At 72.6% G+C, this 26,188-nt stretch carries 22 protein-coding genes; 14 read left to right on the plus strand and 8 right to left on the minus strand.

Annotation, left to right across the window (positions count from 1 at the left end; all coding sequences use genetic code 11):
- Positions 1-242: 242 nt before the first annotated feature.
- Positions 243-2,546 carry an MMPL family transporter gene (locus ACFXPK_RS19080; protein WP_385076853.1) on the minus strand — a complete coding sequence of 768 codons (2,304 nt, stop codon included), beginning with the start codon at positions 2,544-2,546 and terminating at the stop codon, positions 243-245.
- Between the two features lie 457 nt (positions 2,547-3,003).
- Between ACFXPK_RS19080 and ACFXPK_RS19085 the strand changes: the two genes are divergently transcribed.
- Complete coding sequence (locus ACFXPK_RS19085; RefSeq protein WP_384992851.1) at positions 3,004-3,603, plus strand: TetR family transcriptional regulator; 600 nt, start codon at positions 3,004-3,006, stop codon at positions 3,601-3,603.
- A 29-nt stretch (positions 3,604-3,632) separates the two neighbouring features.
- Here the strand turns inward: ACFXPK_RS19085 and ACFXPK_RS19090 are convergent, their stop codons facing one another.
- Both ACFXPK_RS19090 and ACFXPK_RS19095 read right to left on the minus strand, forming a co-directional pair.
- The gene (locus tag ACFXPK_RS19090) at positions 3,633-4,379 is read right to left on the minus strand and encodes a BPL-N domain-containing protein (protein ID WP_385076856.1); all 747 of its coding nucleotides are present in this window, start codon (positions 4,377-4,379) and stop codon (positions 3,633-3,635) included.
- A 102-nt stretch (positions 4,380-4,481) separates the two neighbouring features.
- Positions 4,482-4,607 carry a hypothetical protein gene (locus ACFXPK_RS19095; protein WP_385076859.1) on the minus strand — a complete coding sequence of 42 codons (126 nt, stop codon included), beginning with the start codon at positions 4,605-4,607 and terminating at the stop codon, positions 4,482-4,484.
- 251 nt (positions 4,608-4,858) lie between these two features.
- Here ACFXPK_RS19095 and ACFXPK_RS19100 point away from each other — a divergent pair, with 251 nt between their 5' ends.
- Positions 4,859-6,118: a condensation protein gene (locus ACFXPK_RS19100; protein ID WP_385076861.1), complete on the plus strand. Its 1,260-nt coding sequence runs from the start codon at positions 4,859-4,861 to the stop codon at positions 6,116-6,118.
- A 138-nt stretch (positions 6,119-6,256) separates the two neighbouring features.
- Positions 6,257-8,308 carry a heavy metal translocating P-type ATPase gene (locus tag ACFXPK_RS19105; RefSeq protein WP_385076864.1) on the plus strand — a complete coding sequence of 684 codons (2,052 nt, stop codon included), beginning with the start codon at positions 6,257-6,259 and terminating at the stop codon, positions 8,306-8,308.
- Between the two features lie 12 nt (positions 8,309-8,320).
- On the opposite strand, the gene ACFXPK_RS19110 is transcribed toward ACFXPK_RS19105, so the two are convergent.
- Positions 8,321-9,358, minus strand: coding sequence for an NlpC/P60 family protein (locus tag ACFXPK_RS19110; RefSeq protein WP_385076867.1), 1,038 nt, complete (start codon positions 9,356-9,358; stop codon positions 8,321-8,323).
- Between the two features lie 227 nt (positions 9,359-9,585).
- Between ACFXPK_RS19110 and ACFXPK_RS19115 the strand changes: the two genes are divergently transcribed.
- The 6 genes from ACFXPK_RS19115 (at position 9,586) to ACFXPK_RS19140 (ending at position 14,691) form a co-directional block, all read left to right on the plus strand.
- Positions 9,586-9,954, plus strand: a complete 369-nt coding sequence (locus tag ACFXPK_RS19115; RefSeq protein WP_365813906.1) for a BlaI/MecI/CopY family transcriptional regulator — start codon at positions 9,586-9,588, stop codon at positions 9,952-9,954.
- Positions 9,951-10,856, plus strand: a complete 906-nt coding sequence (locus tag ACFXPK_RS19120) for a M56 family metallopeptidase (RefSeq protein WP_385076870.1) — start codon at positions 9,951-9,953, stop codon at positions 10,854-10,856. The genes ACFXPK_RS19115 and ACFXPK_RS19120 overlap by 4 nt, the downstream gene beginning before the upstream one ends.
- 266 nt (positions 10,857-11,122) lie before the next feature.
- Positions 11,123-12,361, plus strand: a complete 1,239-nt coding sequence (locus tag ACFXPK_RS19125) for a cytochrome P450 (RefSeq protein WP_384992868.1) — start codon at positions 11,123-11,125, stop codon at positions 12,359-12,361.
- A 54-nt stretch (positions 12,362-12,415) separates the two neighbouring features.
- The gene (locus ACFXPK_RS19130; RefSeq protein ID WP_329822287.1) at positions 12,416-12,613 is read left to right on the plus strand and encodes a ferredoxin; all 198 of its coding nucleotides are present in this window, start codon (positions 12,416-12,418) and stop codon (positions 12,611-12,613) included.
- Positions 12,610-13,791, plus strand: a complete 1,182-nt coding sequence (locus tag ACFXPK_RS19135; protein ID WP_385076872.1) for an NAD(P)/FAD-dependent oxidoreductase — start codon at positions 12,610-12,612, stop codon at positions 13,789-13,791. Before ACFXPK_RS19130 ends, ACFXPK_RS19135 begins: the two co-directional genes overlap by 4 nt.
- A 60-nt stretch (positions 13,792-13,851) precedes the next feature.
- Positions 13,852-14,691: an SDR family oxidoreductase gene (locus tag ACFXPK_RS19140; RefSeq protein WP_385076875.1), complete on the plus strand. Its 840-nt coding sequence runs from the start codon at positions 13,852-13,854 to the stop codon at positions 14,689-14,691.
- 118 nt (positions 14,692-14,809) lie between these two features.
- Here the strand turns inward: ACFXPK_RS19140 and ACFXPK_RS19145 are convergent, their stop codons facing one another.
- Together ACFXPK_RS19145 and ACFXPK_RS19150 are read right to left on the minus strand one after the other, a co-directional pair.
- Positions 14,810-15,610, minus strand: coding sequence for an NADPH-dependent F420 reductase (locus ACFXPK_RS19145; protein ID WP_385076878.1), 801 nt, complete (start codon positions 15,608-15,610; stop codon positions 14,810-14,812).
- A 203-nt stretch (positions 15,611-15,813) separates the two neighbouring features.
- Complete coding sequence (locus tag ACFXPK_RS19150; RefSeq protein ID WP_385076881.1) at positions 15,814-17,229, minus strand: diacylglycerol kinase family protein; 1,416 nt, start codon at positions 17,227-17,229, stop codon at positions 15,814-15,816.
- A gap of 102 nt (positions 17,230-17,331) precedes the next feature.
- On the opposite strand from ACFXPK_RS19150, the gene ACFXPK_RS19155 reads away from it, so the two are divergent.
- Entirely contained in the window at positions 17,332-18,573 is a 1,242-nt protein-coding gene (locus ACFXPK_RS19155; protein ID WP_385076883.1) for an AMP-binding protein, read from the plus strand.
- Here the strand turns inward: ACFXPK_RS19155 and ACFXPK_RS19160 are convergent.
- Entirely contained in the window at positions 18,548-19,825 is a 1,278-nt protein-coding gene (locus tag ACFXPK_RS19160) for a M6 family metalloprotease domain-containing protein (protein WP_385076886.1), read from the minus strand. The genes ACFXPK_RS19155 and ACFXPK_RS19160 overlap by 26 nt on opposite strands.
- 268 nt (positions 19,826-20,093) lie before the next feature.
- Between ACFXPK_RS19160 and ACFXPK_RS19165 the strand changes: the two genes are divergently transcribed.
- Together ACFXPK_RS19165 and ACFXPK_RS19170 are read left to right on the plus strand one after the other, a co-directional pair.
- Positions 20,094-20,768, plus strand: a complete 675-nt coding sequence (locus ACFXPK_RS19165; protein ID WP_384992936.1) for a TetR/AcrR family transcriptional regulator — start codon at positions 20,094-20,096, stop codon at positions 20,766-20,768.
- Positions 20,769-21,187: 419 nt separating this feature from the next.
- The gene (locus ACFXPK_RS19170) at positions 21,188-22,738 is read left to right on the plus strand and encodes an MFS transporter (RefSeq protein WP_384992886.1); all 1,551 of its coding nucleotides are present in this window, start codon (positions 21,188-21,190) and stop codon (positions 22,736-22,738) included.
- 401 nt (positions 22,739-23,139) lie between these two features.
- Here ACFXPK_RS19170 and ACFXPK_RS19175 read toward each other — a convergent pair whose 3' ends face one another.
- Complete coding sequence (locus tag ACFXPK_RS19175) at positions 23,140-23,706, minus strand: MarR family winged helix-turn-helix transcriptional regulator (RefSeq protein WP_385076891.1); 567 nt, start codon at positions 23,704-23,706, stop codon at positions 23,140-23,142.
- A gap of 126 nt (positions 23,707-23,832) precedes the next feature.
- Between ACFXPK_RS19175 and ACFXPK_RS19180 the strand changes: the two genes are divergently transcribed.
- Together ACFXPK_RS19180 and ACFXPK_RS19185 are read left to right on the plus strand one after the other, a co-directional pair.
- Complete coding sequence (locus tag ACFXPK_RS19180; protein WP_384992888.1) at positions 23,833-24,615, plus strand: dioxygenase; 783 nt, start codon at positions 23,833-23,835, stop codon at positions 24,613-24,615.
- A 365-nt stretch (positions 24,616-24,980) separates the two neighbouring features.
- Positions 24,981-25,976 carry an RNA polymerase sigma factor RpoD/SigA gene (locus ACFXPK_RS19185; RefSeq protein ID WP_384992891.1) on the plus strand — a complete coding sequence of 332 codons (996 nt, stop codon included), beginning with the start codon at positions 24,981-24,983 and terminating at the stop codon, positions 25,974-25,976.
- Positions 25,977-26,188: the final 212 nt, after the last annotated feature.

Genomic DNA, 26,188 nt, shown 5'->3' on the forward strand with positions numbered 1-26,188 from the left:
TGTCCCCGACCGCCAGCCGCCCGGCGGGCGCGGCGGGGCGGGTGTGGGGCGGGGGGCTAGCCCACGGCGCGGCGGGGGGGGGGCGCGCGCCCCCCCCCCCCCCCGGGCCGGGTTCTCGCCGTTCCCCGTCCCCACGGGTCCGGCGAGTGCGGGGCCGATACCGCCATGGCGGCCCCGGTCCGAAGGGTGGCCGACTGGGGGAAAGGCGGCCACCGGGTTCGGTGGAGAGTGCGTGGAGAGGGCTACGTGCTGAGGACGAGTTCGGGGTTGTCCTGGTCCGCCGGTGCCGCGGGAGCCGGGTGTTTGCGGGTGATGGCCTCGCCCTCGATGTCGATGCCGGGCAGGATCCGGTCGAGCCATCGGGGCAGGCGCCAGGCGCGGTCGCCGAGGAGGGCGAGGACGGCGGGCACGATGGCCATGCGGACGACGAAGGCGTCGAAGAGGACGGCGACGGCCAGCCCGAACCCGATCATCTTGATCATGGACTCGCCGGCGCCGACGAAGCCGGCGAAGACCGCCGTCATGATCAGCGCGGCGGCGACGACCACCCGGGCGCTGGTGCGGAACCCGGAGACGATCGCCTGCGCGGGCCGGTCACCGTGGACGTACGCCTCGCGGATCCGGGAGACCAGGAAGACCTCGTAGTCCATGGCGAGACCGAAGACGATGCCCACGAGGAAGATCGGCATCATCGACATGACCGGGCCGGTCTGTTCGACGCCGAGGAGCTCCGCGCCGTGCCCGTTCTGGAAGACCGCGACGACCACGCCGAGCGAGGCCAGTACGGAGAGCAGGTAGCCCAGGGCCGCCTTCAGCGGTACGAGCAGGGAGCGGAAGACGAGGAGCAGCAGCACGATCGCCAGGCCGACCACGACGACGAGGTAGGGCACCAGCGCGTCCTGGAACCTCTTCGCGACATCGATGTTCATCGCGGTGCTGCCGGTGACCTCGTACGTGGCCCCGGACCGCCGCTCGATGCCGGCGCGTTCGGCGCGGATGGTCTTGACCAGGTCGACGGTCCTGGGGTCGGTGGGGCTGGTGGCGGGGGTGGCGGAGAGGATCGCGGCGTCGCGGGCCTCGTTGAACCGCGCCGGGGAGACGGCGACGACTCCACGGGTCTCCGCGATCCGCTCGCCGATCACGGCGGCGGCCGCCTCGGGGTCGTCGGCGCCCTGGGTGTCCACGACGATGGTCAGCGGACCGTTGAAGCCGGGGCCGAAGCCGTCGGCGAGCGCGTCGTACGCCCGGCGTTCGGTGGTGGAGGTGGGCTTGGCCTCGTCGCCGGGCATACCGAGCTGGAGATCGGCGGCGGGTACGGCGAGTACGCCCAGGCCCACGACGCCGAGCAGCAGCACGGGCACGGGGTGACGCACCACCAGGCGCGCCCAGCGGCTTCCGGCGTTCTCCACGTCGCCGGCGCTGTCCCTCTCGGTACGGCGGGGCTTCCTGGTGCGGCGGGGCTTCTCGGTACGGCCGGGCTCTTCGGTACGGCGGAGCTTTTCGGTACGGCGGAGCTTCCCGCCCTTGCGGACCCGGCGCGCGAGGACGGCGTTCGGCCAGAAGCCGAGCAGGGCCGGGACCAGGGTGAGGCAGATCAGTACGGCGACCAGGACGGCGCCCGCCGCGGTGAGGCCCATCTTGGTGAGCATCGGGATGCCCACCACCGACAGCCCGGCCAGCGCGATGACGACGGTCAGACCGGCGAAGACCACGGCGGACCCGGCCGTACCGACGGCCATGCCCGCGGCGTCCCGTGCGGCCCGGCCCTTTCCGCGTTCCTCGCGGTAGCGGGAGACGACGAACAGGGCGTAGTCGATGCCGCAGGCCAGCCCGAGCATCGAGGCGAGCGTCCCGCTGGTCAGGGAGAGTCCGAACGTGCTGCCCAGGGCGATGACGGCGGTCATGCTGACGGCGACGCCGATGATCGCGGTCAGCAGCGGCAGTCCGGCCGCGGCCATGGAGCCGAAGGTGATCAGGAGGACCACCGCGGCGACCGCGACCCCGATCATCTCGGCGGATCCGCCGGCCGCGGGCTGTGTCGCCAGGGCGTCCCCGCCGATCTCGACGGTCAGCCCCGCGTCCCTGGCCCGGTCGACGGCGCGCTCCAGATGCTCCTTGCCCGCGTCGGTCAGATCGGCGGCGGGGGCCTTGAAGGAGACGGTGGCGTAGGCCGTGGAGCCGTCCTCGCTGACCGCCTTCGCCTGGAAGGGGCCGACCGCCCCGGCCACCTGCGGGCCGTCCGCGGCCTCGTCGACCAGGCCGTCGATCACGCGCCTGTTCTCGGCGGCGGTGACCTTCTCGCCGCTCGGTGCGATGAACACGATCCGGGCGCTCGCCCCGTCGGCGGCCGAGCCGGGGAACCGCTCGTCCAGGAGGTCGAACGCCTTCTGGGACTCGATGCCCGGCATGGCGAACCCGTCGTCGGGCGAGGGCGGGGCCTTCACGGCGGCGAAGCCGACAGCCGCCAGCACGGCTATCCAGAGGAAGGTGACGCACCATCGCCACCTGAAGGCGATACGGCCCACGTGATACAGAAAAGTTGCCATGGCGGTGAGAAAGCCTCCACATCGGCGGCGCAGGACAGGGACAGGACAAGGGGAGAGAGGCTTCCTCCAGCGGAGAGTCCGGTCCGGAGCCCGTCCGTAGTCCGTCCGGAGTCCCGCGCGGAGTCCCGTCCGGAGTCCGGTGTGGACTTCGGTCCGGAGCCCGTCCGGAGTCCGGTGTGGACTTCGGTCCGGAGCCCGCCCGGAGTCCGGTGCGGACTTCGCCCGGAACCCGTTCGCGGAACCCGTTCGCGGAATCCGTCCGCGCCCGTCGGGCCCGGCCGCGGTCTGCCTCATCGGTCTCCACGATCCCGTCCGGCTGCCCGCGCGACGAGGGAGCACCCTCCCGGACCTGGGGTGTAGCCAGCTACACTCCCGCGACACCATGGAACCTGGTGTCAGACGGAAGACCATGGCCCACATATGCGAACCGGCGTCGCGTGCGCGATAGAATCGCCGGGTGAACGCAGGACCGCGTACGACGACGAGAGACATCGCACGGGCCGCCGTACGGTCCGAGCTGGCGCAGGTGGCCTACGACCTGATCCGCCGCGAGGGCTTCGACCGGGTGACCGTCAGCGACCTGGCCGCGGCGGCGGGGGTGTCCCGGAGCACCTTCCTGCGGTACTTCGACACCAAGGAGGACGCCGTCATCGGCGCCGTCGAGGCCCAGGGCGAACAGCTCGCCACCGCCCTGCGCGAGCGCCCCGCCGAGGAGGACGACTGGACGGCGCTACGGCGCGCGCTGGGCGCCCTCGTCGAGCCCTTCCTCCGGGATCCGGCCGAGGCGCTGGCGACGACCCGTCTCATCATGGGCACCCCGGCCCTGTGCAACCGCCGGCGGGAGAAGCAGCACGGATGGCGCCCGCTCCTCGTCGGCGCCCTCGCCGGGCGCACCGATCCGCCCCGGCCCGAGGAGCTGGCGCTGGCGGTCAAGGCCGGCGCGGCGCTGGAGTGCCTGGACATCGCCCTGGACCACTGGCTCGCCTCCGACGGCCGCCTGGACCTCGTCCATCTGCTGGACGAGACCTTCGCCGCGCTCACGCCCGCCGACGGGTGAAGCGGGTGCCCCGGGCGCGCCCGGGGCCGTCAGGGGTTCAGTACGGTGCCGGCGAAGTCCAGCGCCAGATCGTGGGTGTGCTGGACGGGGAGCGGGGGGTCCTCGAACCAGTCGTCGGTGGCCTCGGGGTGCGGCCCCACGACGGCGACCCGGCCCGCGCCGTACGAGGTGACGAGTGCCGCGACCCGGTCGTTCGTGTACGTGGCGAGGACCGTCGTGTCCGGCCCTGAATCGGGGGAGAAGTACGGGCCGTCCTGGAAGAAGACGGTGCGGGGCCGCCCCCGCCACACGACCTCGACCAGGGTGTTCTCCTCGTTGTCGACCGTGGCGCCGGGGGTTTCGATGTACTGGCCGACCTCTCCGGAGAGCAGCCCGAACCCCTCGTCGGACCCGGCGAGATAGCCGCCGAGACAGAACCCCAGATAGCTGCCGCCGTGTTTGACGAAGTGCCGGACGGCCTTCTTGTGCGGCTTCAGTTCCTGGTACGCGGGCGACAGATCACCGCCTCCGGGCTGCGCGTACAGGCGCGCCCGCGCCAAGGCGTCCTTGGACAGGGGGAGTTCGCCCTCCGGCCCGACGGCGCGGACGTCCAGCCCCCAGGGGCCCCCGGCGAGCAGCGCGATCACCGTGTCGGCGCAGTCCTGGTCCTCCTGGGTGGGGCCCCGGTAGACGAGCGCCAGCGGACGTGTCCCGGTGGACCGGCTGTCGGAGGGCGAGGACGGGCGGGGAACGCCGAGGGTGTGGCGCACGGAGTCGAGAATTCCGGTGGACTTCATGGTTCCTCCCCAGGTGTCGTGCGCGGAATGTCCCGTACCGGTCCCCGCCGTACCGGATCCGGCCGGACTCGTAGGGAACCGGACAGGACCGGATGCGAGGTCCTAGCCGACGCGCGAGGGGGCGGCGGCCGTACAGGTGGGGACGCCGGGGCTGAGGGCGCCTCCGGCGCAGAGCGTCGGTGCCGTGAGTACGACCAGGTTCCGGGCGGTGGTCCGCAGTTCGCGCATGGCGTTCCTCGTCTCCGCGACACAGTGTGAATCCCCTTTATGGCAGCCGCGCCGGGCCCCGCGCGACAGTTCACCGAGAGGGAACGTTCTTCCGTCACCCGTATGCCGCCGGACCCCTGGACGCGCCGCCCCGCCCCCTCCGTGTCGTGGCTGCGGGCCGGTCGTTGAACGCGCGACACGGCATGCCCGGACGCCGCCTTCCCGGTGGCCGCCCGACGCCGCCCCTGCCCCCCTGTTCGACGAGGTGAACCGTGAGGGAGCGTCCGCTCGCACCGCACGAGGCGGCCGTCGCCGCGTCCGGTGTCCGGCTCGTACTGCACTCGCTGGTCGAGGGGGAGCCGGACGGGACGCTCCTCGCGCAGGCCCTGGCCCAACTGCGGGCGTCCTGTCCGCTGATCGCCGGGAGGATCACCACCGACGGCGTACGGGACGGGCGGCCGGTGGTCCGTGTCGAGGAATCGGCGGCGGCGCCGGTCCTCCGCCGCGGCACCGGCTTCGACGAGGAGATCAACGCACCCCACACCTGGGAGGAGGGCCCGCTGCTGCGGCTCGCCCTGCTCCGGGAGGCCGGGCGCACCCGGGTGGTGATGACGCTGCCCCGCGCGTTCGCCGACGGGATGAGTTTTCTGGCGCTCCACCGGCGCCTGTGGTCGTTCTACACCGCGTCGGCCACGGGACGGCCCGTCGCGTCCGGTGCGGTCGAGCCGGTGCTGGGCCCGGCCCTGGACGAGCTGCTCGCCGCCGGCACCACCCCCGGGCAGCTCCAGGACTTCGTCACCGAACGCGCCAAGCGGGACGCGGAGGAGCCGCCCGCGCTGGTGCCCGCCCTCGCCTCACGGGGCGGCGGCCCGGGTGCGGACCTGAGCTTCCGCGTCCTCGGCGTCGCGGTCGGCGCCGACCGGACCGAGGCGCTGGTCCGCCATGCTCGGGCCGCCTCGCTCACCCTCAACTCCCTGGTCTGCGGAGCCCTGTTGACCGGCCTCCGCGCCCAGTTCCCGGCCGCGGACGGTGCCGTACGGCTGCTGTGCACCACGGCCGTGGACATGCGCCGCCGGTTCACCCCGCCCCTGCCCGCCGAGGTCCTCCAGTCGGCGGCGACCACCGCCTCCCTCCGGATCCGGGTCGCGCACCGCGCCCACCCGGCGGAGGTCGGGCGCGAGGTGGCCGACCGGCTGCGCGCCGATCTGGAGAGCGGGGCGGCGGCGATGGAGCCGGCGGCGTTCCCGTACATGCTCGACCACCATCCGCCCAGCCTCGTCATCACCAACGTGGGCACCATCGCGGAACCCGAGGTGGCGGACGGGCTGCGGATCGGCGAAGTCCGCCTGGCCCCGCTCGGCCATGTACCGATGATCTTCGCCGTCCTGAGCCGCTACCGGGGCCGCCTGAACATCGACCTCACCTACAGCCGGGCCTGGTACACCGACGCGCAGATCCGTGAGCTGGCGCGCGAGATCTCGGCCACGGTGGACGAACTGGCCGCGACTCCCGTCAGGCCGCACATGCGGTGAACCGGTACGCGGTCCCCCTTCGGGCGCCCTCGCCCTCGCCTCCAGTAATCACCTACATCTCCACAGATGAAGAGGTATTCATTTTTTCCTGTACGGTGAGCGCGTCGCCCCCTGCCGCCGTCCGCCGAAGGAACCTCCATGTCTTCCGCCCTCGCCGAGCGCCCCGCCCCCGACTCCGCCCCACCCGGCCGGGGCCCTGCCGCGCCCCGTCGCCGTACGCGTGTCCTCGCGCTGCCCGAGGCGCGCTGGGCCCTCGCCTCGCTGGCGTTCTTCCTGGTCGCGCTCCCGGCGCAACTGGCCGGCGCCCCCGCCTGGAGCTGGGGCCCGCTCTATGCGGTGGCCTATCTGACCGGCGGCTGGGAGCCGGCCCGCGAGGGGCTGCTGGCGCTGAAGGAGAAGACCCTCGACGTCGATCTGCTCATGATCGTCGCCGCCCTCGGCGCCGCCGCCATCGGTCAGGTGATGGACGGCGCGCTGCTGATCGTCATCTTCGCCACCTCCGGCGCGCTGGAGGCCCTGGCCACCGCACGCACCGCCGACTCCGTACGCGGACTCCTCGATCTCGCCCCGGCCACCGCGACCAGGCTGGACGCCGACGGGGAGGAGCGTACGGTCGCCACCGCGGACCTCGTCGTCGGCGACACCGTCCTCGTCCGCCCCGGTGAGCGCGTCGGCGCCGACGGGCGGGTGGCCGACGGGGCGAGCGAGGTCGACCAGGCCACCATCACCGGCGAGCCCCTGCCCGTACCGAAGACGGCCGGGGACGAGGTCTTCGCCGGGGCCCTCAACGGGACCGGCTCCCTGCGGGTCACGGTCGAACGGGACGCGTCCGACTCGGTGATCGCCCGGATCGTGGCGATGGTCGAGGAGGCGTCCGCGACCAAGGCGCCGACCCAGCTCTTCATCGAGAAGGTCGAGCAGCGCTACGCCGTCGGCATCGTCGTCGCCACCCTCGCGGTCTTCGCGGTCCCGCTCGGCTTCGGCGCGGATCTGACCGACGCGCTGCTCCGGGCGATGACCTTCATGATCGTCGCCTCGCCGTGCGCCGTGGTGCTCGCCACCATGCCGCCGCTGCTCTCCGCCATCGCCAACGCCGGACGCCACGGCGTACTGGTCAAGTCCGCCGTCGTCATGGAGCGCCTCGGTCAGATCGACACGGTGGCCCTGGACAAGACCGGCACCCTCACCGAAGGCACCCCCCGGGTCACCGACCTCCGCCCGCTGCCCGGCTCCGGGCTCTCCGAGGACGCGCTGCTGAGCCTGGCGGCGGCGGCCGAACGCCCCAGCGAGCACCCGCTGGCCCGCGCGGTCGTCGGCGCCGCCCGCGCCCGTGGTCTGGCGGTCGCGGACGTACGGGAGTTCACCTCCGCGCCCGGCGTCGGGGTGACCGCAGTCGTCGACGGCCGTACGGTCGCGGTCGGCGCCCCGTCCCGCCTCTCCGGCGAGGGCGAGGGCGAGAGTGAAGGCGAGGGCAGCGGAGGGGGCAGCGGCGACGGCAGCGGCAGCGGCGGCGGCGACGCGTCCGCCCGCGCATTCGCCTCCGCCGTGGCCGAGTTGGAGGACGGCGGCCGTACCGCGGTCCTCGTCCGCCGTGACGGCGTCCCCGTCGGAGTGCTGGGCATCGCGGACCGGCTGCGCCCCGACGCCGTCGCCACCGTCGCCGCCCTCACCACCCTGACCGGCACCGCCCCGACGCTGCTGACCGGCGACAACCCGCGCGCCGCGGCCCGCCTCGCCGACGAGGCGGGCATCACCGACGTACGGGCCGGCCTCCTCCCCGAGGACAAGGTCGCGGCCGTACGGGAGCGGGAGGCGGCCGGGCGCCGGGTGCTCGTGGTCGGCGACGGGGTCAACGACGCCCCCGCGCTGGCCGCCGCCCACACCGGCGTCGCCATGGGCCGGGCCGGCTCCGACCTCGCGCTGGAGACCGCCGACGCCGTCGTGGTCCGCGACGAACTCGCCACGATCCCCGCCGTCGTCGCCCTCTCCCGCGCGGCCCGCCGCCTCGTGGTCCAGAACCTGGTCATCGCGGGCGTGTTCATCACCGGACTGGTCGTCTGGGACCTGGCCGGCCATCTGCCGCTGCCGCTCGGCGTCCTCGGACACGAGGGGTCCACCGTCCTCGTCGGCCTCAACGGCCTGCGCCTGCTCCGCGAGGCGGCCTGGCGCCGCGCGGCCGACGGCGCCTGAGGTGACGGTGCGTCAGATACGTACGCCCCACATGAACGGCATGCCGCTGCGCGCGATCGACTCGTAACGCACCTGCGCCCCGGGCTTGGGCGAGTGGAGAATCTGGCCGTTGCCCGCGTAGAAGCCGACATGGCTCAGGTCCGTGCGCATGATGATGAGGTCGCCGGGCCTGAGGTCGCCCAGCGAGTTGACGCGGGTCCCGGCGCTCGCCTGGGCCTGTGAGGTGCGGGGGATCGAGACACCGGCCTGCTTGAAGGCCCAGGAGGTCAGGCCGGAACAGTCGAAGGAGCCGGGCCCGGTCGCGCCCCACACGTACGGCATGCCGACCCGGCTCTTGGCGGCGGCGAACGCGGCGGCGCCGCGCGACGACGCGCTGGCCTCGTTGCCCAGGTCCACGCGGGCGCTGCTGCGGTTGGCGCGCTCCTCCTCCTGGGCGATCTTGGCGCGCTCCTTGGCGCTGAGCGTGTTGAGCAGTTTCTGCGCGGAGGCCAGCTTGCCCTGGATCTCCTTCTTCTTACGAGCCAACTCGGCCCGCGTGTCGCTGAGTTCCGTCAGCTTCGTGGCGGCCTGCGCGCGCTGCTGCCGCACCTCGCGCTGCTGCGCCTGGAACTGCTGGAGGTCGCTCACGTCGCGGGCGCCGAGCTGGTCCATGAGGGTCGCCTGGTCGAGGTAGGCGTCCGGGTCGGAGGAGAGCAGGAGCTGCATGGACGGGGCGAGGCCACCGCTGCGGTACTGGTCGGCGGCGATCGAGCCGATACGGTCGCGCAGTTCGTTGAGGTCCGCCTGTTTCCGGGCGGCGGCGTCCTGGAGGGTGTCGACCTCCTTCTGGAGGGTGCCGGCCTTCTCCTTCGCGCCGCTGTACTTCTCCGTCGCCTGCGTGGCCTCCTCGTAGAGGCGGTCGACCTGCGCCTTGACGCCCTTCTTGGTCGGGTCCGGGAGGGGATCGGCCGAGGCGGAGTGCGCCGAGAGGGCGACCGCGGCCGTGGCGGTGGCCGTGAGCATCGTTCCGTAGGCGGTGCGCTGCGGCTTGGGACGGCGGTGGGACGCCACGATGGAGCAGCTCCTTCTGTCGGACGTTCGAATACTAAGCAGGTTAGCGCTCCTGTTCCAAGGGCGGGTGCTCCAGCCGCAGATGAGGCCCTTGCTCTCCCTGGGAGCACCGCCGTGCGTGATGACGGATCTGCTGTACTGCTAAGTCGATTGGCTCTCATCGTCACCACTCATCCCGGACCGGTCCGGAAGCTACGATGAGCGGTCCGGGAGCGAGGGGAGCGGTTGTGCGACAGCTGGGCGAGCTGGAGGCGGAGATCATGCACCGCCTGTGGGCCTGGGGCCGGCCGGCGACCGCGCGCGACGTGCTGACGGACCTCAACAAGAAGCGCCCCCTCGCCTACAGCACGGTCAAGACCGTGGCCGACATCCTCTACCGCAAGGGCATGCTCCGGCGTGAGAAGGAGGGCCGGGCCTGGGTGTACGAACCCACCGGCACCCGCCAGCAGTACACGGCGGCCCTGATGCAGGACGCCCTCGGCGGCAACCCCGACCCCGCGGGCGCCCTGGTCAGCTTCGTCGAACAGATCACGCCCGAGGAGGCCGACGCGCTGCGGGCGGCCCTGCGGACGGCGAAGCGGCGGAGCGGGACATGATCGCCGCCCTGGCGCTGACCGGGTACGCGGTCCTGGTGGGCGCCGTGGTGCCGTACGGGCTGGTGCGGGCGCGCTGGACGCACCGCGCCCCCGCCGTCGCGGTCCTGGCCTGGCAGGGGCTGACGCTTACCTTCGTCGTCTCCGTCGCGCTGGCCGCGTACCACCTGGTGCTCACCGAGGAACATGTCCACCGGGGGCTCGTCGGGCTGCTCAGCATCTGCGGGGTGGCGGCGGAGGACCCGGCTGCCGCCCCGGACGGCGGGGCCGTTCCGCTCCTGGTCCCCGTGGCGGTCGCGCTCCTTCCGCTGGGCCTGCTGGCGCATACGGTGCGGCGCTCGCGCCGGGCCAGACAGCGCCGGCTCGATCTGCTCGCCCTGGTCGGCGTCCCGGCCCCCGAGTACGGGGCCACCGTCGTGGAGCACGACGTGCCGGCCGTCTACTGCCTGCCGGGGCGGCGCCGGCGCGTGGTCGTCTCGCGCGGCGCGCTCGATGTCCTCTCCGACGATCAGCTCCGCGCGGTCCTCGCCCATGAGCACGCGCATCTCGCGGGCCGCCACCACCTGCTCCTGATGGCGACCGACGCGTTCGCCCGCGCCTTTCCCGGACTGCCGCTCGCCCGCCACGCCCGCGCGCAGACCGCGCTGCTGCTGGAGATGGCCGCGGACGACCGGGCGCTGCGCCACCATCCCCGGGAGACGCTGGCCGCCGCGATGTGCCAGGTCGCGGCGGGCGCGGCGCCCCATGGCGCGCTGGGCGCGGGCGGCCCCGGCACGGTGATCCGGGTCCGCAGGCTGCTCGCGCCGCAGCCGAGGCCGCACCGCGCGGCCTGGCTCGCGATCGTGGCGGCGTCGTGCGCGGCGCCCGTCTTCCCGCTCCTGCTCACCTGCGGGCCGACGCTCTGACCCGTACGAAAACGTACGAACACGTACGAACACGTGCGGCGGGGGCGGCGGATGCGACAGGTGTGGCGGATGCGGGGATGCGCCAGGTCCGCCATACCCCAGTCCATGACGAACCGGGACAACCCTCCCTCCGGAATGTGATCCGCATCACGTCAGGGTTATGTCAGGTAACTGGCTGGAGCGTGTCAGTCCGCTCCCTTTCCATGGGCGCAGTCGAGCTGTTCAACCTCCCGGACCTCGGCCCCCCACAGCACGGAGGAGACGCCATGACCGAGACCCTCACCTGCCCCGCGGGCGGCGCGCCGGCCCTGCCGGAGTACCCGCTGCCGCGCGCCGCGCAGTGCCCGCTGGCGCCCGCTCCGGCCACGCAGGAGCTGCGCGCGGAGAAACCGATCACGAAGGTACGGATCTGGAACGGCGGTACGCCCTGGCTGATCACCCGCCACGCCGACCAGCGCACCCTGCTCACCGACTCCCGCGTCAGCGACGACGACCTCGACCCGGGGTTCCCGTACGTCAACGCGCACCGGGCGCAGATCGCCCCGGTGTCCCCGCGGATGATCACGAACACGGACGCCCCGGAACACACCCGGCTGCGCCGGACGGTGAACGGGCCGTTCGTCGTCAAGCGGATCGAGAAGATGCGCGAGCCCATCCAGAAGATCGTCGACGATCTGATCGACGGGATGCTGGCCGGGCCGGCCACGGCCGACCTCCTCAAGGCGTTCGCCCTGCCGGTGCCGTCCCTCGTGATCGCCGAACTGCTCGGAGTGCCGTACAAGGACCACGACTTCTTCCAGACCAGCAGCAGCACGGTGCTGGACAGCACGGTGGCGCCGGAGAAGGCCCGCGAGGTCAGCGGAGCCCTGGCGGCCTACCTGGACAAGCTGCTCGGCGAGAAGCTGGAGAACCCCGGCGACGACGTGCTCTCCGAGATGGGCGCACGCGTCACGTCCGGTGAGATGAGCCGGACCGAGGCCGTCCACATGGGCGTCGCGATGCTGATCGCCGGTCATGAGACGACCGCGACGATGATCAGCCTGGGCACCCTGGCGCTGCTCCAGCACCCCGAGCAGCTCGCCCTGCTGCGCGAGACCGACGACCCGAAGGTCGTCGCGAACGCCGTGGACGAGGTGCTGCGCTACCTGACGATCGTGCAGACCGGGGTACGGCGCGTCGCCAAGGCGGACATCGAGATCGGCGGCGTCGTCATCAAGGCCGGCGACGGCATGATCTTCGACCTGCACGCGGCGAACTGGGACCCGGAGGCGTTCCCGGAGGCGCAGCGCCTGGACCTGACCCGCCCGGCCCGCACCCACCAGGCCTTCGGCTACGGCCCGCACCAGTGCCTCGGCCAGAACCTCGCCCGGCTGGAGCTCCAGGTGGTCTACGGCACCCTCTACCGCCGGATCCCCACGCTGCGGCTGGACGCGCCGGTCGAGGAGCTGGAGTTCGACCACACCGGGACGACGTACGGGGTGCACAGTCTGCCCGTCGCCTGGTAGACCCGCTCCCACCACCGACAAGCAACCCCCCACGAACGAACAGAGGTGAACACCATGCGTGTGGAACTGGACGAGCCGAAATGCGTGGCAGCAGGACAGTGCGTGATGGCCTCCCCCGAGGTCTTCGACCAGCGGGACGACGACGGAGTCGCGATCCTGCTGGAGGAGCACCCTGACGACGGCCTCCTCGACGGGGTGCGCGAAGCCGTGGCGATCTGCCCGGCCGCCGCGATCCGCCTGGTGGAGCAGTGAAGCGGATCGCCGTCGTGGGCGCCTCGGCCGCCGGACTCGCGGCCGTCGAGACCCTGCGCAGGGAGGGGTACGAGGGCACCCTCACCCTGATAGGTGAGGAACCGCACCCTCCGTACGACCGGCCCCCGCTCTCCAAGCAGATCCTCTCGGGCGAGTGGAGCCCCGACCGGCTGCCGCTGCGCCCGTACGCCGATCTCGACGCCCTCGGCCTCGATCTGCGGCTGGGCGCGGCGGCGACGGGGCTGGACACGGCCGGCCGTACGGTGCTGCTGGCCGACGGGACGCGGGTGGAGTACGACGGGCTGATCGTGGCCACCGGGGTACGGCCCCGGCGGCTGCCCGGTCCGGGCGCCCACGTCCTGCGCACCATGGGCGACGCCCTCGCGCTGCGGGACCGGCTGGGCCCCGGCTGCCGGCTGGCCGTGGTCGGCGCCGGGTTCCTCGGCGCGGAGGCCGCGGCCGTGGCCTGGCAGCTCGGCGCCCAGGTGACCCTGATCGAGCCCGCCCCCGTACCGCTGGCGCACGCCGTGGGCACGGCGGTCGGCGAGGTGCTGTCGCGGGCCCACCTGGACCACGGGGTGGATCTGCGCACCGGTGTCTCCGTACAGGAGATCACCGACGCCGGTGTGCTCCTGACCGACGGCGGTCTGGTCGAGGCCGACGAGGTCCTGGTCGCCGTCGGGTCGCTGCCCAACACCGAGTGGCTCGCGGGAAGCGGGCTGACGGTGGGGGACGGGCTGGTGTGCGACGCGTACTGCGCGGCGGCCCCCGGGGTGTACGGGGCGGGCGACGTGGCCCGCTGGCACAACCCGCTGTTCGGCGTGGACATGCGGATCGAGCACCGTACGCACGCGGCGGAGCAGGGCATGGCCGCCGCCCGCAACCTGCTCCGCCCGGACGCGCGCAAGCCGTTCGCGCCGGTGCCGTACTTCTGGTCGGACCAGTACGACATGAAGGTCCAGGCGTACGGCTATCTGCGCGGCCACGACGAGGTCGCCGTCGTCGCCGGGGACCTGGCGGAGCGCCGGTTCGTGGCCGCGTACCGCACCGGGGACCGGGTGACCGGGGCTCTCGCGGTCGGGATGCCGCCCAAGGAGATCCGGCGGTGGCGCCAGGCCATCGCGACGGGCGCCTCCTGGCGGGGGACCGTACCCGCCGGAGCCACCGACGCGGCCTGACCGCCCCTCACCCCCTCACCCCCTCACCCCTTCACCGGACAACGAGCAAAGAGGTCGTTCATGCAGGAGCGTATGTACCACGACGTGCCGGACGTGGTGGTGGTCACCGGGGCGGGTGGCATGGGGGCGGCCGTCGCGCGGCGGCTCGGCAGCGGGCGGACGCTGATCCTCGCCGACGCCTCGCAGGGCCAACTCGACCGGACCGTCGACGCGCTGAGCGCCGAGGGGTACGCAGTCCGGGGGGTGCTCACCGATGTCTCCGACCGGGCGTCCGTGGAGAAGCTCGCGGACACGGCCGCGGACGCGGGCCCGTTGAAGGCCGTCGTGCACACGGCGGGCGTCGCCGCAGCCACCTCGTCGGCGCGGAAGATCTTCGACGTCGACCTGCTCGGCACGGTGTACGTGATCGAGGCGTTCGAGCGGGTGGCCGTCCGTGGCACCGCGCTCGTCTGCGTCTCCAGCATGGCGGGCCACTACGCCTCGCTGAGCCCGGAGGACGAGGCCGCCCTCGCGACCGCCCCGGCGGGCGAGCTGCTCGGTCTCGCCGCGGTCGCCGCCGTCGGGGAGGACGCGACCGCCGCGTACATCCTGGCCAAGCGCGCCAACCACGTACGGGTGGAGGCGGCGGCGCTCGCCTGGAACCGGCGGGGGGCCCGGATCAACACCCTCAGCCCGGGGGTCATCTCCACCGCCATGTCACAGGCGGAGGTCGACGCGGATCCGGACGGACACATGCTCCGGATGGTCGAGGCGTGCGGCGCGGGCCGCACGGGGACACCCGGGGAGATCGCCGACGCCGTGGCCTTCCTCACGGGACCGCAGTCGCTCTACATCACCGGGACCGACCTGCTCATCGACGGCGGACAGGCGGCCTGGATCCGCAGGCACATGAAGCACTGAAACGCCGAAGTCCCCGGCGCTGTGGCCCCGTAGCCCTGTAGCGCCGTAGCCGTGTAGCGCCGTCGCCCCGGGGCCCGGCCCTTCCCGGGGCCGGGGCCAGGGGGGCTGGGGCGGCTGCTCAGTCGTCGGTGATGGCCGCGCGGCTGCCGCCCGCGGGGGCGCGGCCGGTCGTGGCGGTCAGTTCCCCGACCCGGTCGGCGGGGAGCACGGTCCCCGGCGACTCGAAGAACCAGCGCCGCGTCGCCTCCTCGTCCATCCCCTCGGGGCGCGCCCCCATGTACGGCCGTACGTAGACGGAGGTGCCCGGCTCGCTGCGCCAGCTCTCGCTGAGCGGGCCGATGTCCACCGCGTCGTAACCGATCAGGTCGAGCAGCCCCGCCACCCGCGCCTTCGCCTCCGTGTCGTCACCGGCGATCGGCAGGGCGCTGCGGTCGGCGGCGCCGGCGGGCCGGGCGCTGGTGAACAGACGCCGGAAGTCGATGTTGTTGAACGCCTTGACCACCCGCGCGCCGGCCAGATGGCGCTGCACCAGCTCGCTGCTGGTCAGCCCGGTGCCGTCCAGCTCCGCGATCCGGTCGTCGCGCTCCGGGTAGTAGTTCATCGTGTCGATGACGATCCTGTCGGCCAGCTCCGCCGGGGAGAGCCGCGCGTAGGCGTGCAGCGGGATGGTCGCCACCACCAGGTCACCGGCGCGGGCGGCCTCGGCGGGCGTGGCGGCCCGCGCGTGCCCGCCGAGTTCGGCGACGAGGTCGGCCAGGGTCTCGGGGCCGCGCGAGTTGCTGAGTACGACGTCCAGCCCGGCGGCGACGGCGAGGCGGGCCAGCGCGCTGCCGATCATGCCGGTACCGATGAGACCGAGGGTCCGGATGCCGCTTCCGCTCCGGTGCTGATCGAGGTCCTGGGCTTGATGCTCGGACATGGTTGTCGCGCCTCCGTATCGATTGTGCATACGCATCGCCAATGTGAAACCGAGTGTCACGATAGAGCTCGGAGCTCGCCCCTGCAATCCGGGGACAGGGACAGCGACAGGCCGCCGGTGCCCGAGGCGGTGGAGATCGTGGCGGTGGAGATCGTGGCGGTGGGGATCGTGGAGGTGGCGGTGCGGGGTGGGGCCCGGGTGTCCTACGGGGCGGGGTGTCCGCGCCGTGCGACCGCCGTCCGCCCGACCGCCGCCGCCAGCTTGCGCAGTCGCCGCCGGTCCAGGGGCGGCTGCACCGGCGGGACACCCGGCCGGTTCCTGGGGACCCGTACCCGCAGGGCGCCGGGTTCGATACGGCACTCCACGGGCGTGGGCAGGGTCAGCGCCTCCCCGTCGACGCCGACCTCGATCTCCGCCCGGTCCGCGTCCACCGTCACCCGGTGGGCCGTCAGGACCGTGAGCCCGGCCGACTGCCGGCCGCGCAGCAGCCCCGCGGCCTCCGCCGCGCTGTCGACCCGTACGCCGAGGACCCCGAGCACCCCCGCGTCCAGCCGCTCGCGCAGGCCCAGACCGGCCGGATCCTCCGTGCGGTACGGGTTGTTGCTCACCAGCAGGGCCTGCGGGCCGGTGACGGTGACGGGAGCCCCGCCGGTGTCGCCGTCGGCCGAGGAGCCGGTTGCGGCGCCGGCGGCGGTGACGGCGGTGGCGGTCAGCAGCGGGCCGCGCTCGTGCGTCAGCAGTTCGGGGAGCAGGTCGAGCGTGGTGCGCACCTTGTCGTCGCGGTAGGCGGGGGACTGCACGACCGCCGCGTACGCCCCGAAGGACGCGTTGTTGACGAAGGGGTGCCCGCCCGCGAAACCGAGGTCGACGTGGAGTTCGACGCCGTCGGTCAGCGCGTCCAGACAGGCCGACGGGGTCTCCCGGTCGAGCCCGAGGTCCATGGCGAAGTGGTTACGGGTCCCGGAGGAGATCACCAGGAACGGAAGGCCCCGCTCCGCCGCCACGGCCGCGACCAGGGCCTGTGTCCCGTCGCCGCCCGCCACCCCCAGCAGATCGGCCCCGTCGTCGGCGGCCTCGCGGGCGAGCGCGGCGACGTCGCACGGATGGTCCGGGTCGAGCAGCACGACGCGCGCGCCGAGCCGCTCCGCCTTCTCCCGCAGCCCGAACTTGCCGACCTTCCCGCCGCCGGAGCGCGGGTTCATGATGAGGAACGGGCGGCGGGGCGCCGGTGCCTCGTGCTCCGGAACGGCGGCGCTCCGCGTGGCGCCCGTACTGCTGAGCGCCGTACGGCCCGTCCAGACGGCCACCGCCCACAGCGCGGCGCAGACCAGGACCAGCCACAGCAGGTTCGCCGCTTCGAAGATCGCGAGAACGGTGACCGGTGTCGCCACGGCCAGCGCCACGGCCCCCGCCCGGACGATCCCGCGCCGGGTCAGGATCCACCAGACGGCCGCCGCGGTGAGCGCGGTCCCCGCCACGATGGTCGCGATCAGCAGCAGGCTGGCGGCGGCCCCCGCGAACGCCAGGGGCAGCACCACGGCCGCCCCCGAGGAGGCCAGCGAGATCCGCGCCGACCAGCGTTGCGCGGCATGGGCGCCGTCGCCGAACTCCACAGCCACCGCTACTCCCGCTGATACGTACGTGATCACACTTGGTCCGACAGCCGGTCATGGTAGCGGTGACCGGCGTAGGGTACCGAGCGACCGTTCAGGGGGACGCCCGTGCCGCACGCAGACCACACCGGCCATATCGGCCGCTCCGGCCATATCGGCCGCTCCGGTGGTGCGGACCGCTCCGACCGGGAGGCCGCCGCCGTCGCCGCGCTCTCCGCGCCCGGGGCGCCCTTCGCCACCGTACGGACCGAGACCGGCTCGCTCGTGTACGCGGACGGGCCGCGCACCCTGCGCGAGTTCGTCGAGCCGACGTGGGCCTACGGCGACCGGCCGTTCCTGCTGGGCGCCGGGCCCGCGGCCGTGGACCCGGATCCGTACACGTACGGGGAGTTCTTCGCCGCCGCGACCGCGCTGGCCAACCACTTCGTGGACGCGTACGGACTGCGCCCCGGCGACCGCGCCGCCCTCGTGATGGGCGACCGCCCCGCGTGGCAGGCCGCCTTTTGGGCAGCCCAGTTGGCCGGGCTCGTCGCCGTACCGCTCGACGCCGGGTGGACCGAGGACCTGCTCGCGTACGCGCTGGACGACTGCGCGCCCCGTGTGCTGCTCGTGGACGGTGAACGGCTGCCGCGCGTACGGCGCTGGGCGGCGCGCCAGGGGCCGGGAGCCGTACGGACCGTCGTGGGCCACCACAGGGGCGAACTGGACGCGGGGGCGGAACGGTACGAGGACCTGCCCGCCCCCGACCGGTACGCCGCCCCGCCCGACGTCGAGGTGCGGGCCGAGGACGACGCCACGATCAGCTACGTCCCCGGGCCCTCCGGCCGCCCCCGGGGCGCCGTCGCCACCCACCTCGCCCAGGCCGGGGCCGCGATGAACGCGCGCTACCTCGCCGCGGTCGCCGCCCTCGGCCGGGGCGAGATCCCGGGGTTGGGGTCCGTCCCGGTCACGCCGCTGACGTCGCCCTTCCCGTACGCCGGGACGTCGGCGCGGGTGTACGCGGCGATGGCGGCGGGCGGCGCGCTCCGCGTCCCGGACGGGCCGCCACACGACACGGGGTCCGGGTCGGGGGCAGCTTCCGGGTCAGGGTCGGGGTCAGTTTCGGGGTCCGGGTCCGGGCCCGGGGAGACCTTCGGTCTGACGGAGACCTGCGGCGACGTGCTCGCCGGGGGCCGCCCCACGCCCGTCACAGAGGTACGGATCGACGAGGCGGGGGAGCTGTGGCTGCGCGGCCAGTCCCTCGTACGCGGCTACTGGGGCGAGGCGCCCCTGGGGGAGGGCTGGTTCGGCACCGGCGTCCCCGCGACCCTCCACGACGGACGCGTCAGGACCGGGTCACCCGCACCTTGAAGCGGTCGCCCGGCTCCTGCGACAGCACCGAGATCCGGATGCGGTTGTCACGGTCCACGAAGGACTGTCCGGGCCGGTACGGCGCGTCCGACAGCTCGGCGTGGACGTTCGGCCGCCGGGTGCAGCCGCCGCTGTTCTCCTTGCTGTCCGCGATCGTGACCGGACCGCGCCCGGTGTCCACGGCGGCGTCCACGCGGTAGACCAGCACCCCCGGTTCGCAGACCGCCTCGTCGTTGCCGGCCCGTGTCCGTACCTCCACCGCGTACCCCGACTCCGCGGAGACCGGCACGAAGGCCATCTTCGGGCCGCCCGCCGTCGCCAGCGGTCCGAGCAGGTACTCGCTGCTGCCCTGGCCGGACGCGCAGCCGATCTGCTCGTCGTCGAGCCAGCCGAGCTTCCACTTGTGCCAGCCCAGCAGATCGTTGTTGGCGCCCCAGTCCTCGGACATGATGTCCCAGTGCCCGACCGAGCCGCCGCCGTCCACGGTGTAGAGGTCGGGGAGGCCGAAGACATGGCCGTTCTCGTGCGGCAGGACCCGGTACCCGGTGTTGCCGTACGAGCCGGAGCCGTCGTCCTGACGGCTGTAGACGAAGGACGTGTTGGCGAGCGGGACCCCGTCCGCCTGCGGGGCGTCCGCGTTGCCGGAGAACGTCACGGACAGAACGGTGTCCAGGGCCGAAGGGCCGGCGTTGGGCGTCACCAGAATGTTGACCAGGTCGTACGCCGCGAAGTCCACCTGGGGGTCGGCGGCGGCCACGATGTCGTCGACCAGCCGCCGGTAGCCGGGCTCGTACGGCGCGCCGCGCTCTATCCCGTACTCGGCGAACGGCAGCGGCATCCGCAGCCAGCTCTTGATCGGCGCCTCAGGACGGTAGTCGAGGCGCCCGTACGAGCTGGTCCTGAACCACTCCGACGTCTGCGGGAAGAACTCGGCGAGCCGGTCCGTCGCCTTCCCCGGGCCCGGCGCGTCCGAGAAGTCGATCATGAGGTTGAGGGCGCGGACCTTGCCGGTCGAGCGGGAGTAACCCGGCGGGGTGGGCAGCCCCTCCGACATCTGTACGGCCGTGGCGGCGGAGATACGGCACGGGCCCCGGCTCATGTCCTTGAACGCGCCCGGCCCCGACGACGCCCGGTGGGGGGACGGGAGGGTGCCGCTCGCGGTGGTCAGCCCGGCGAGGGTGAGCGCCGCGAGGCCGGCGAGGGCGCAGAGACGGCGCGAGCCGGTGCTGGGTATGAGACGCCTCTGCTGCATACGGTCGCCTTCGGTCGCGGCAGCCTGCCGTCCTGGCTGTCCTCCGTTCGATCACCCTCCGTCGCTCGGCGTGTCGGCGCTCGCTGGGTGCGCCGATCGGGGCAAAACCCTGCAAAACCTGACAGGTGACTCAGGTCACATGGGTGGGCGGAAATAACCGGGGAGAAGTTCCCCGTTTGCATCTACGTCCCCGGGCGACCGGGGCACACAGGCCGAGAAGCGAGAACCGAGAGCTGGGAAGGGGCCCGACGTGACTGCCGCCGCCGCCATCACCGAAGCCGCTGTCGCTGTCGCAGCCGCCGTCGGACCGGGGACGCGCCGCGCCCCCCGGCCGCGCGCGGACGCGCTGCGCAACCGGGAGCGGATCGTGGCGGCGGCGCGTGAGATGTACGTCGAGTACGGCTCCGAGGCACCGCTCGACGAGATCGCCCGCCGCGCCGGCATCGGCAACGCCACGCTCTACCGGCACTTCCCCGACCGGTACGCCCTCGTCCACGAGGTCGTCCGCACGGTGATGGCCCGGGTCGCGGACCAGGCGGAGCGCATCGCCGCCGAGGAACCCGACGCGTTCGCCGCGCTGCGCCGCTTCGTGCACACGGCGGCGGACGAACGGATCGGGGCGCTCTGCCCGATGCTCTCCGAGGCGTTCGACAGGAAGCATCCCGAGGTGGACGCCGAACGGAGCCGTCTCGAAGGCGCCGTCGAAGGTCTCATGGAGCGGGCGCGGCAGTCGGGGCGGCTCCGTCCCGATGTCGAGGCGGGCGATCTGCTGATCGCGCTGTCCCAGCTCACCCGGCCGCTGCCGGACAGCGGCTGCCTCTCGATGGACCGGTTCGTGCACCGGCACCTCCACCTCTTCCTGGACGGCCTGGAGGCCCCCGCCCGGTCCGAACTGCCCGGCTCGGCCGCGACCCTGGAGGATCTGCGCCGCGCCGCTCCGTGACGCGCCCCTGAACAAACGAACCAGCGAACAGTGAACAGAACAGCGAACAGCGAACCGATGAGCTGACGAACCAGTGAGCTGACGAAACGAAGACGCGACGAGCGAAGAACCGGCGGCGGTGGACCCGAGGTCCGCGTACGACCGGGTCGGCCAGGCCATGACGCCGGCAGCTCACCGCGCCCGCGCCGTCGCTCCACCCGTACCGCCGCGCCACACGCACTACGTACTACTTGCACGCACCACGCCACACGCACCACCCACACCACAGACGTCCCAGCGCGGGGCCCGCCAGAAGGCCACACGCTGCCCGTGACGGTTTCACGCCGTCGACATCAGCCCGCCATGACTTCGTAAGTCCCGCAGCGTCGCCTGTACTTACGTACGTTTCGCCCTTTCTGCATCCTTAGGTGGATACCTCCATGTCAAAAACAGCCGAGAAGCGGCTTCCCGACCCGGGCGCGCTGTCCGCCCCCGACCCGGGCCGCTGGAAGGCCCTGGTCTTCATCGCGCTCGCGCAGCTCATGGTCGTGCTCGACGCGACCATCGTGAACATCGCGCTCCCCTCCGCCCAGCAGGACCTGGGGATATCCGACGGCAACAAGCAGTGGGTCATCACCGCCTACGCCCTCGCCTTCGGCGGTCTGCTGCTCTTCGGCGGACGCATCGCCGACCTGTGGGGCCGTAAGCGCACCTTCGTCACCGGCCTGATCGGCTTCGCCGCCGCGTCCGCCATCGGCGGCGCCGCGACCGGCGAGGCGATGCTGCTCGGCGCCCGCGCGCTCCAGGGCGCCTTCGGCGCGCTGCTCGCGCCCGCCGCGCTCTCGCTGCTCGCGGTGACCTTCAGCGACGCCAAGGAGCGCGCGAAGGCGTTCGGCATCTTCGGTGCGATCGCCGGTGGCGGTGGCGCCGTGGGGCTGATCCTCGGTGGGTTCCTCACCGAATACCTCGACTGGAGGTGGACGTTCTTCGTCAACATCCCGTTCGCGGTCGTCGCCGCCCTCGGCGCGTACTTCGTGATCCGCGAGCCCGCCTCCGGCCGCAACCGCTCCGCGCTCGACATCCCCGGCGTCGTCCTCTCCACGGCGGGCCTGGTCTCGCTGGTGTACGGCTTCACGCGCGCCGAGTCCGACGGCTGGACCGACCCCGTCACCATCACGCTCTTCGCGGCGGCCGTCGCCCTGCTCGCCCTCTTCGCGTTCGTCGAGTCGAAGGTCAAGGCCCCGCTGCTGCCGCTGCGCGTGGTGACCAACCGCAACCGTGCCGGGGTCTACCTCTCGCTGGGTCTGGCCATCATCGCGATGTTCGGCCTGTTCCTCTTCCTGACGTACTACCTCCAGGTGGTCCAGGGGTACTCGCCGGTCAGGACGGGCTTCGCCTTCCTGCCGATGATCGCGGGCATGATCACGGGCTCGACCCAGATCGGCGCCCGGCTGATGACCCGGGTCCCGCCGCGCTACCTGATGGGCCCCGGCTTCCTGGTCGCCGCCATCGGCATGCTGCTGCTCACCCGGCTCGACCTCGGTTCCTCGTACGCGGGTGTCATCCTGCCGGGCCAGCTCCTGCTGGGCCTCGGTATGGGCACGGCCTTCATGCCGGCCATGTCGCTCGCGACGTTCGGCATCGAGCCGCGGGACGCGGGCGTCGCCTCGGCGATGGTCAACACCTCGCAGCAGGTGGGCGGGGCGATCGGTACGGCCCTGCTGAACACGATCGCGGCCTCGGCCACGACCTCGTACCTCGCCACGCACGCGGCCACCGCGAGCGACGGCCGGCTCCTCCAGATGCGTGCCCTGGTGGCCGGGTTCTCCAGCGCCATCTGGTGGGCGGTCGGCATCCTCGCCGTCGCGGCGACGATCGCGGTCACCCTCATCAACACCGGCCGCCCCGGCTCCTCCACGGGAGCCCCGGGTGCGGGTGGTACGGAAGGTGCCGAGGCCGACGAGGTGCAGATCCCGGTCGCGATGCACTGACCGGTACGACGCCCGGTCCGGTCCGTACCCGGACGTACGCGATCCGTACGTACGCGATCCGTACTTACGCGGTCGGTAAGTGCGCGGTCCGTACGTACGCGGTCCGTACGTACGCGGTCCGTACGTACGCGGTCGGTAAGTGCGCGGTCCGTACGTACGCGGTCCGTACGTACGCGGTCCGTACGTACGCGGTCGGTAAGTGCGCGGTCCGTACGTGCGCGGTCCGTACGTACGCGGTCCGTACGTACGCGGTCCGTACGTACGCGGTCCGTACTTACGCGGTCGGTAAGTGCGCGGTCCGTAAGTACACGGTCCGTAGGTACGCGCCGGTCGGAGGCGAAGGGCGAATGGCGAAACGGCCGTGACCGCAGAATCCGCCCTGGTGCCGCGGCTCCCCGGAGTCAGCGGCGCCAGGGCAGATCCGCGCCCGTCCCCTCGGGCTGAAGCCCCTCCGCCATGACCCGCATGATCTCGCCGAGCTGACCGACCTGCTCCGGGGTGAGCCGGTCGAAGATCGCCTGGCGTACGGCGGCGACATGACCCGGCGCCGACCGCTTCAGCACATCGAAGCCCTGCTCCGTCAGGAACGCGTTCTGTCCGCGCTTGTCGGAGGGACACTCCTCGCGCTGCACCCAGCCGTGCGTCTCCAGCCGCGCGATCGCGTGCGAGAGCCGTGAGCGGGTGATCTTGGCTTCCATGGCGAGCTGTGTCATCCGCATCCGGCGGCGCGGCGCCGACGAGAGCTTGACGAGAAGTCCGTAGTAGATGTGCGGCATCCCCGCGTCACGCTGGAGCTGACGGTCGAGGTGGTCCTCCAGCAGCGTCGTCGCCTGGACGTACGTCAGCCAGACGCGCTGCTCCTCGTCGCTCAGCCAGCGCGTCTCCTCCGCCCTTGCCGCGGTTTCCTTGCCGGTGTCCTCGACTGGGCCGGCCTCGCTGCCGGTGGGTGCCATGGTCATGTACTCCACTGTACTCATTCTTGAAAGTTAAACTAGATCTGGTTAAGCTGCTACATAATGAATGCTTGAGCTTTCAAGCAGACGTCCGGGTGGGGGACGCGTGGACGTCGACACGGACCGACCCCGGGAGTCGCCATGAACGCCGTCGCCGAGCGCATGCCCGCCCTCTACCTCTCCCACGGGGCCCCGCCCCTGGCCGACGACCCGGTCTGGCCCGGCGAACTGGCGGCCTGGTCGGCGACGCTGCCGCGCCCCAAGGCCGTCCTGATGGTCTCCGCCCACTGGGAGGAGGCGCCGCTCGCCCTGGGCGCGACCGAATCCGTACCGCTCGTGTACGACTTCTGGGGCTTCCCCGAGCACTACTACCAGGTCCGCTACGACGCCCCGGGCGCCCCGTGGCTCGCGGACTCCGTACGGAAGCTGCTGCGCGGCGCCGGTACCCCCGTACAGGATGTGCCGGACCGCGGGCTGGACCACGGGGCGTACGTACCTCTCGTCGAGATGTACCCGGCGGCGGACGTCCCCGTCCTCCAGATCTCCCTGCCGACCCTCGACCCGGGCAAGCTGCTGGCGATCGGGCGCAAGCTCGCCCCGCTGCGGGACGAGGGCGTCCTGATCGTCGGCAGCGGCTTCTTCACCCACAACCTCGCCGCGCTGCGCCACCCGGGCGGCGGGGTGCCCGGCTGGTCGGCGGAGTTCGACGACTGGGGAACGCGGGCGCTGGAGGCGCAGGACGTGGACGCCCTGCTCGACTTCGAGCACAAGTCCCCGGCCGGCCGTCTGGCGCACCCCCGCACCGAGCACTTCGCCCCGCTCTTCGTGACACTCGGCGCGGCGGAGGACGAGCTGGGCACGGGCAGGAGCGTCATCGACGGCTTCTGGCTGGGGCTGGCGAAGCGATCGGTCCAGTTCGGCTGAGCGCACCCGCCGGCGAAGTGCGGGCCCGGGGGAGTGCCGGGCGGAGGGGCGGGGCAGGCGCCCCGAATGGTCCTGAGCAACCAAAGACGCATGCGAATCGTCTTCAAGAAGTGACCGGAGCTGCTGGATCGGCCGGTCGTGTTCCTCACGGAGTGCGGTCGGCATCAGCCTCGGTAACTGTCCTGACCTGCACTTCTGTACCCAGCAGGGGGCGCGGGTCACCCGGTCGGCGGCACAGGGTACTGCATGATCAGAAAATCTATGCACGCCATGGGAATTCTGTCCGGATTCCAGTCGTTGTTTCCAACGGATGCAGGGCACCCGGAAGGGTGTCGCGACCTACTCAGTTCAGTAAGGGAGCTCGCATGGCAACCCGTGCCGTCGCCCGTCGTTCCGCCACCGGCGGGGCGAAAGCGGCAAGCAGTGTTCGCGCCGTAGGCGGGGAGATCGCCGACCGCGACCTGGTCGGCATGTACCTCGACGAGATCGCTCGTACGCCGCTGCTCGACGCAGCGAAGGAAGTGGAGCTGTCCCAGACCATCGAGGCCGGGGTCTACGCCCGGCAGATCCTCGACGGAGAGGTGGAGAGCGAAGCGGGCGGCGCGTCGCGCGAGGAGCTGGAGGCGCTGGTCGCCGAGAGCGACCGTGCGAAGGACGTCTTCATACGCTCGAACCTCCGCCTGGTGGTGGCCGTCGCGCGCCGCTACCCGCGCAGCGGACTGCCGCTGCTGGACCTCATCCAGGAGGGCAACGCGGGACTGGTCCGCGCGGTCGAGAAGTTCGACTACGCCAAGGGCTTCAAGTTCTCGACGTACGCGACCTGGTGGATCCGCCAGGCCATCACACGTTCCATAGCCGACCAGTCACGCACGATCAGGCTCCCCGTCCACCTGGTGGAGGAGCTGGGCCGGATCCGCCGTGTGCAGCGTGAGTTCAACCGCGAACACGGCCGCGACCCGGAGCCCACGGAGGTCGCCGCGGAGCTGGACTCGAACCCGGCGCGCGTCATCGACGTCCTGGACTGGGCCCGTGACCCGGTCAGCCTGAACATGTCGGTGGACGACGACGGGGACACCCAGTTCGGTGACCTGCTGGAGGACACCTCCGCGGTCTCGCCCGAGCAGTCCGTGCTCACGCTGCTGCGCAGCGAGGAGCTGGAGGACCTGATCAGCAGGCTCGACCAGCGCACGGCGTCGATCATCAAGATGCGGTACGGCATCGACGACGGCCGCGAGCGCACGCTGACCGAGGTCGGCAAGCAGCACGGCCTGACGCGGGAGCGCATCCGCCAGATCGAGAAGCACGCGCTGCTGGAGCTGAAAAAGATGGCTCGGGACACCGGCTTCGACGCGGCGGCGTGACGTCGCCCTCCCTTGGCCGTAGTGTCCCCCTTACCCGCACTCGCTCCCCGAGCGGTACGGGCCGGCCGATCCGTCGGCCCCCAGAGACGAGGCCCCGCCCCCACCCCCCCCCCGGGGCCGGGGGCCCCCCGCCCCACAGCGGGGGGGGGGGGGGGGGGGGCGCCGGGGTCGCCCTCGCCGCCCAGGACCCGGATCGGCGGTCCGGCCGGTCC

It is taken from the genome of Streptomyces sp. NPDC059142, from assembly GCF_042755665.1.
In the GTDB taxonomy this organism is placed as follows: domain Bacteria; phylum Actinomycetota; class Actinomycetes; order Streptomycetales; family Streptomycetaceae; genus Streptomyces.

Bases quoted from the DNA above. Each gene is read 5' to 3' on its own strand.
- ACFXPK_RS19080 (WP_385076853.1), bottom strand. From the start codon at position 2,546: ATGGCAACTTTTCTGTATCACGTGGGCCGTATCGCCTTCAGGTGGCGA.
- ACFXPK_RS19090 (WP_385076856.1), bottom strand. From the start codon at position 4,379: ATGAAGTCCACCGGAATTCTCGACTCCGTGCGCCACACCCTCGGCGTT.
- ACFXPK_RS19095 (WP_385076859.1), bottom strand. From the start codon at position 4,607: ATGCGCGAACTGCGGACCACCGCCCGGAACCTGGTCGTACTCACGGCA.
- ACFXPK_RS19105 (WP_385076864.1), top strand. From the start codon at position 6,257: ATGTCTTCCGCCCTCGCCGAGCGCCCCGCCCCCGACTCCGCCCCACCC.
- ACFXPK_RS19120 (WP_385076870.1), top strand. From the start codon at position 9,951: ATGATCGCCGCCCTGGCGCTGACCGGGTACGCGGTCCTGGTGGGCGCC.
- ACFXPK_RS19125 (WP_384992868.1), top strand. From the start codon at position 11,123: ATGACCGAGACCCTCACCTGCCCCGCGGGCGGCGCGCCGGCCCTGCCG.
- ACFXPK_RS19130 (WP_329822287.1), top strand. From the start codon at position 12,416: ATGCGTGTGGAACTGGACGAGCCGAAATGCGTGGCAGCAGGACAGTGC.
- ACFXPK_RS19140 (WP_385076875.1), top strand. From the start codon at position 13,852: ATGCAGGAGCGTATGTACCACGACGTGCCGGACGTGGTGGTGGTCACC.
- ACFXPK_RS19145 (WP_385076878.1), bottom strand. From the start codon at position 15,610: ATGTCCGAGCATCAAGCCCAGGACCTCGATCAGCACCGGAGCGGAAGC.
- ACFXPK_RS19160 (WP_385076886.1), bottom strand. From the start codon at position 19,825: ATGCAGCAGAGGCGTCTCATACCCAGCACCGGCTCGCGCCGTCTCTGC.
- ACFXPK_RS19170 (WP_384992886.1), top strand. From the start codon at position 21,188: ATGTCAAAAACAGCCGAGAAGCGGCTTCCCGACCCGGGCGCGCTGTCC.
- ACFXPK_RS19180 (WP_384992888.1), top strand. From the start codon at position 23,833: ATGAACGCCGTCGCCGAGCGCATGCCCGCCCTCTACCTCTCCCACGGG.
- ACFXPK_RS19185 (WP_384992891.1), top strand. From the start codon at position 24,981: ATGGCAACCCGTGCCGTCGCCCGTCGTTCCGCCACCGGCGGGGCGAAA.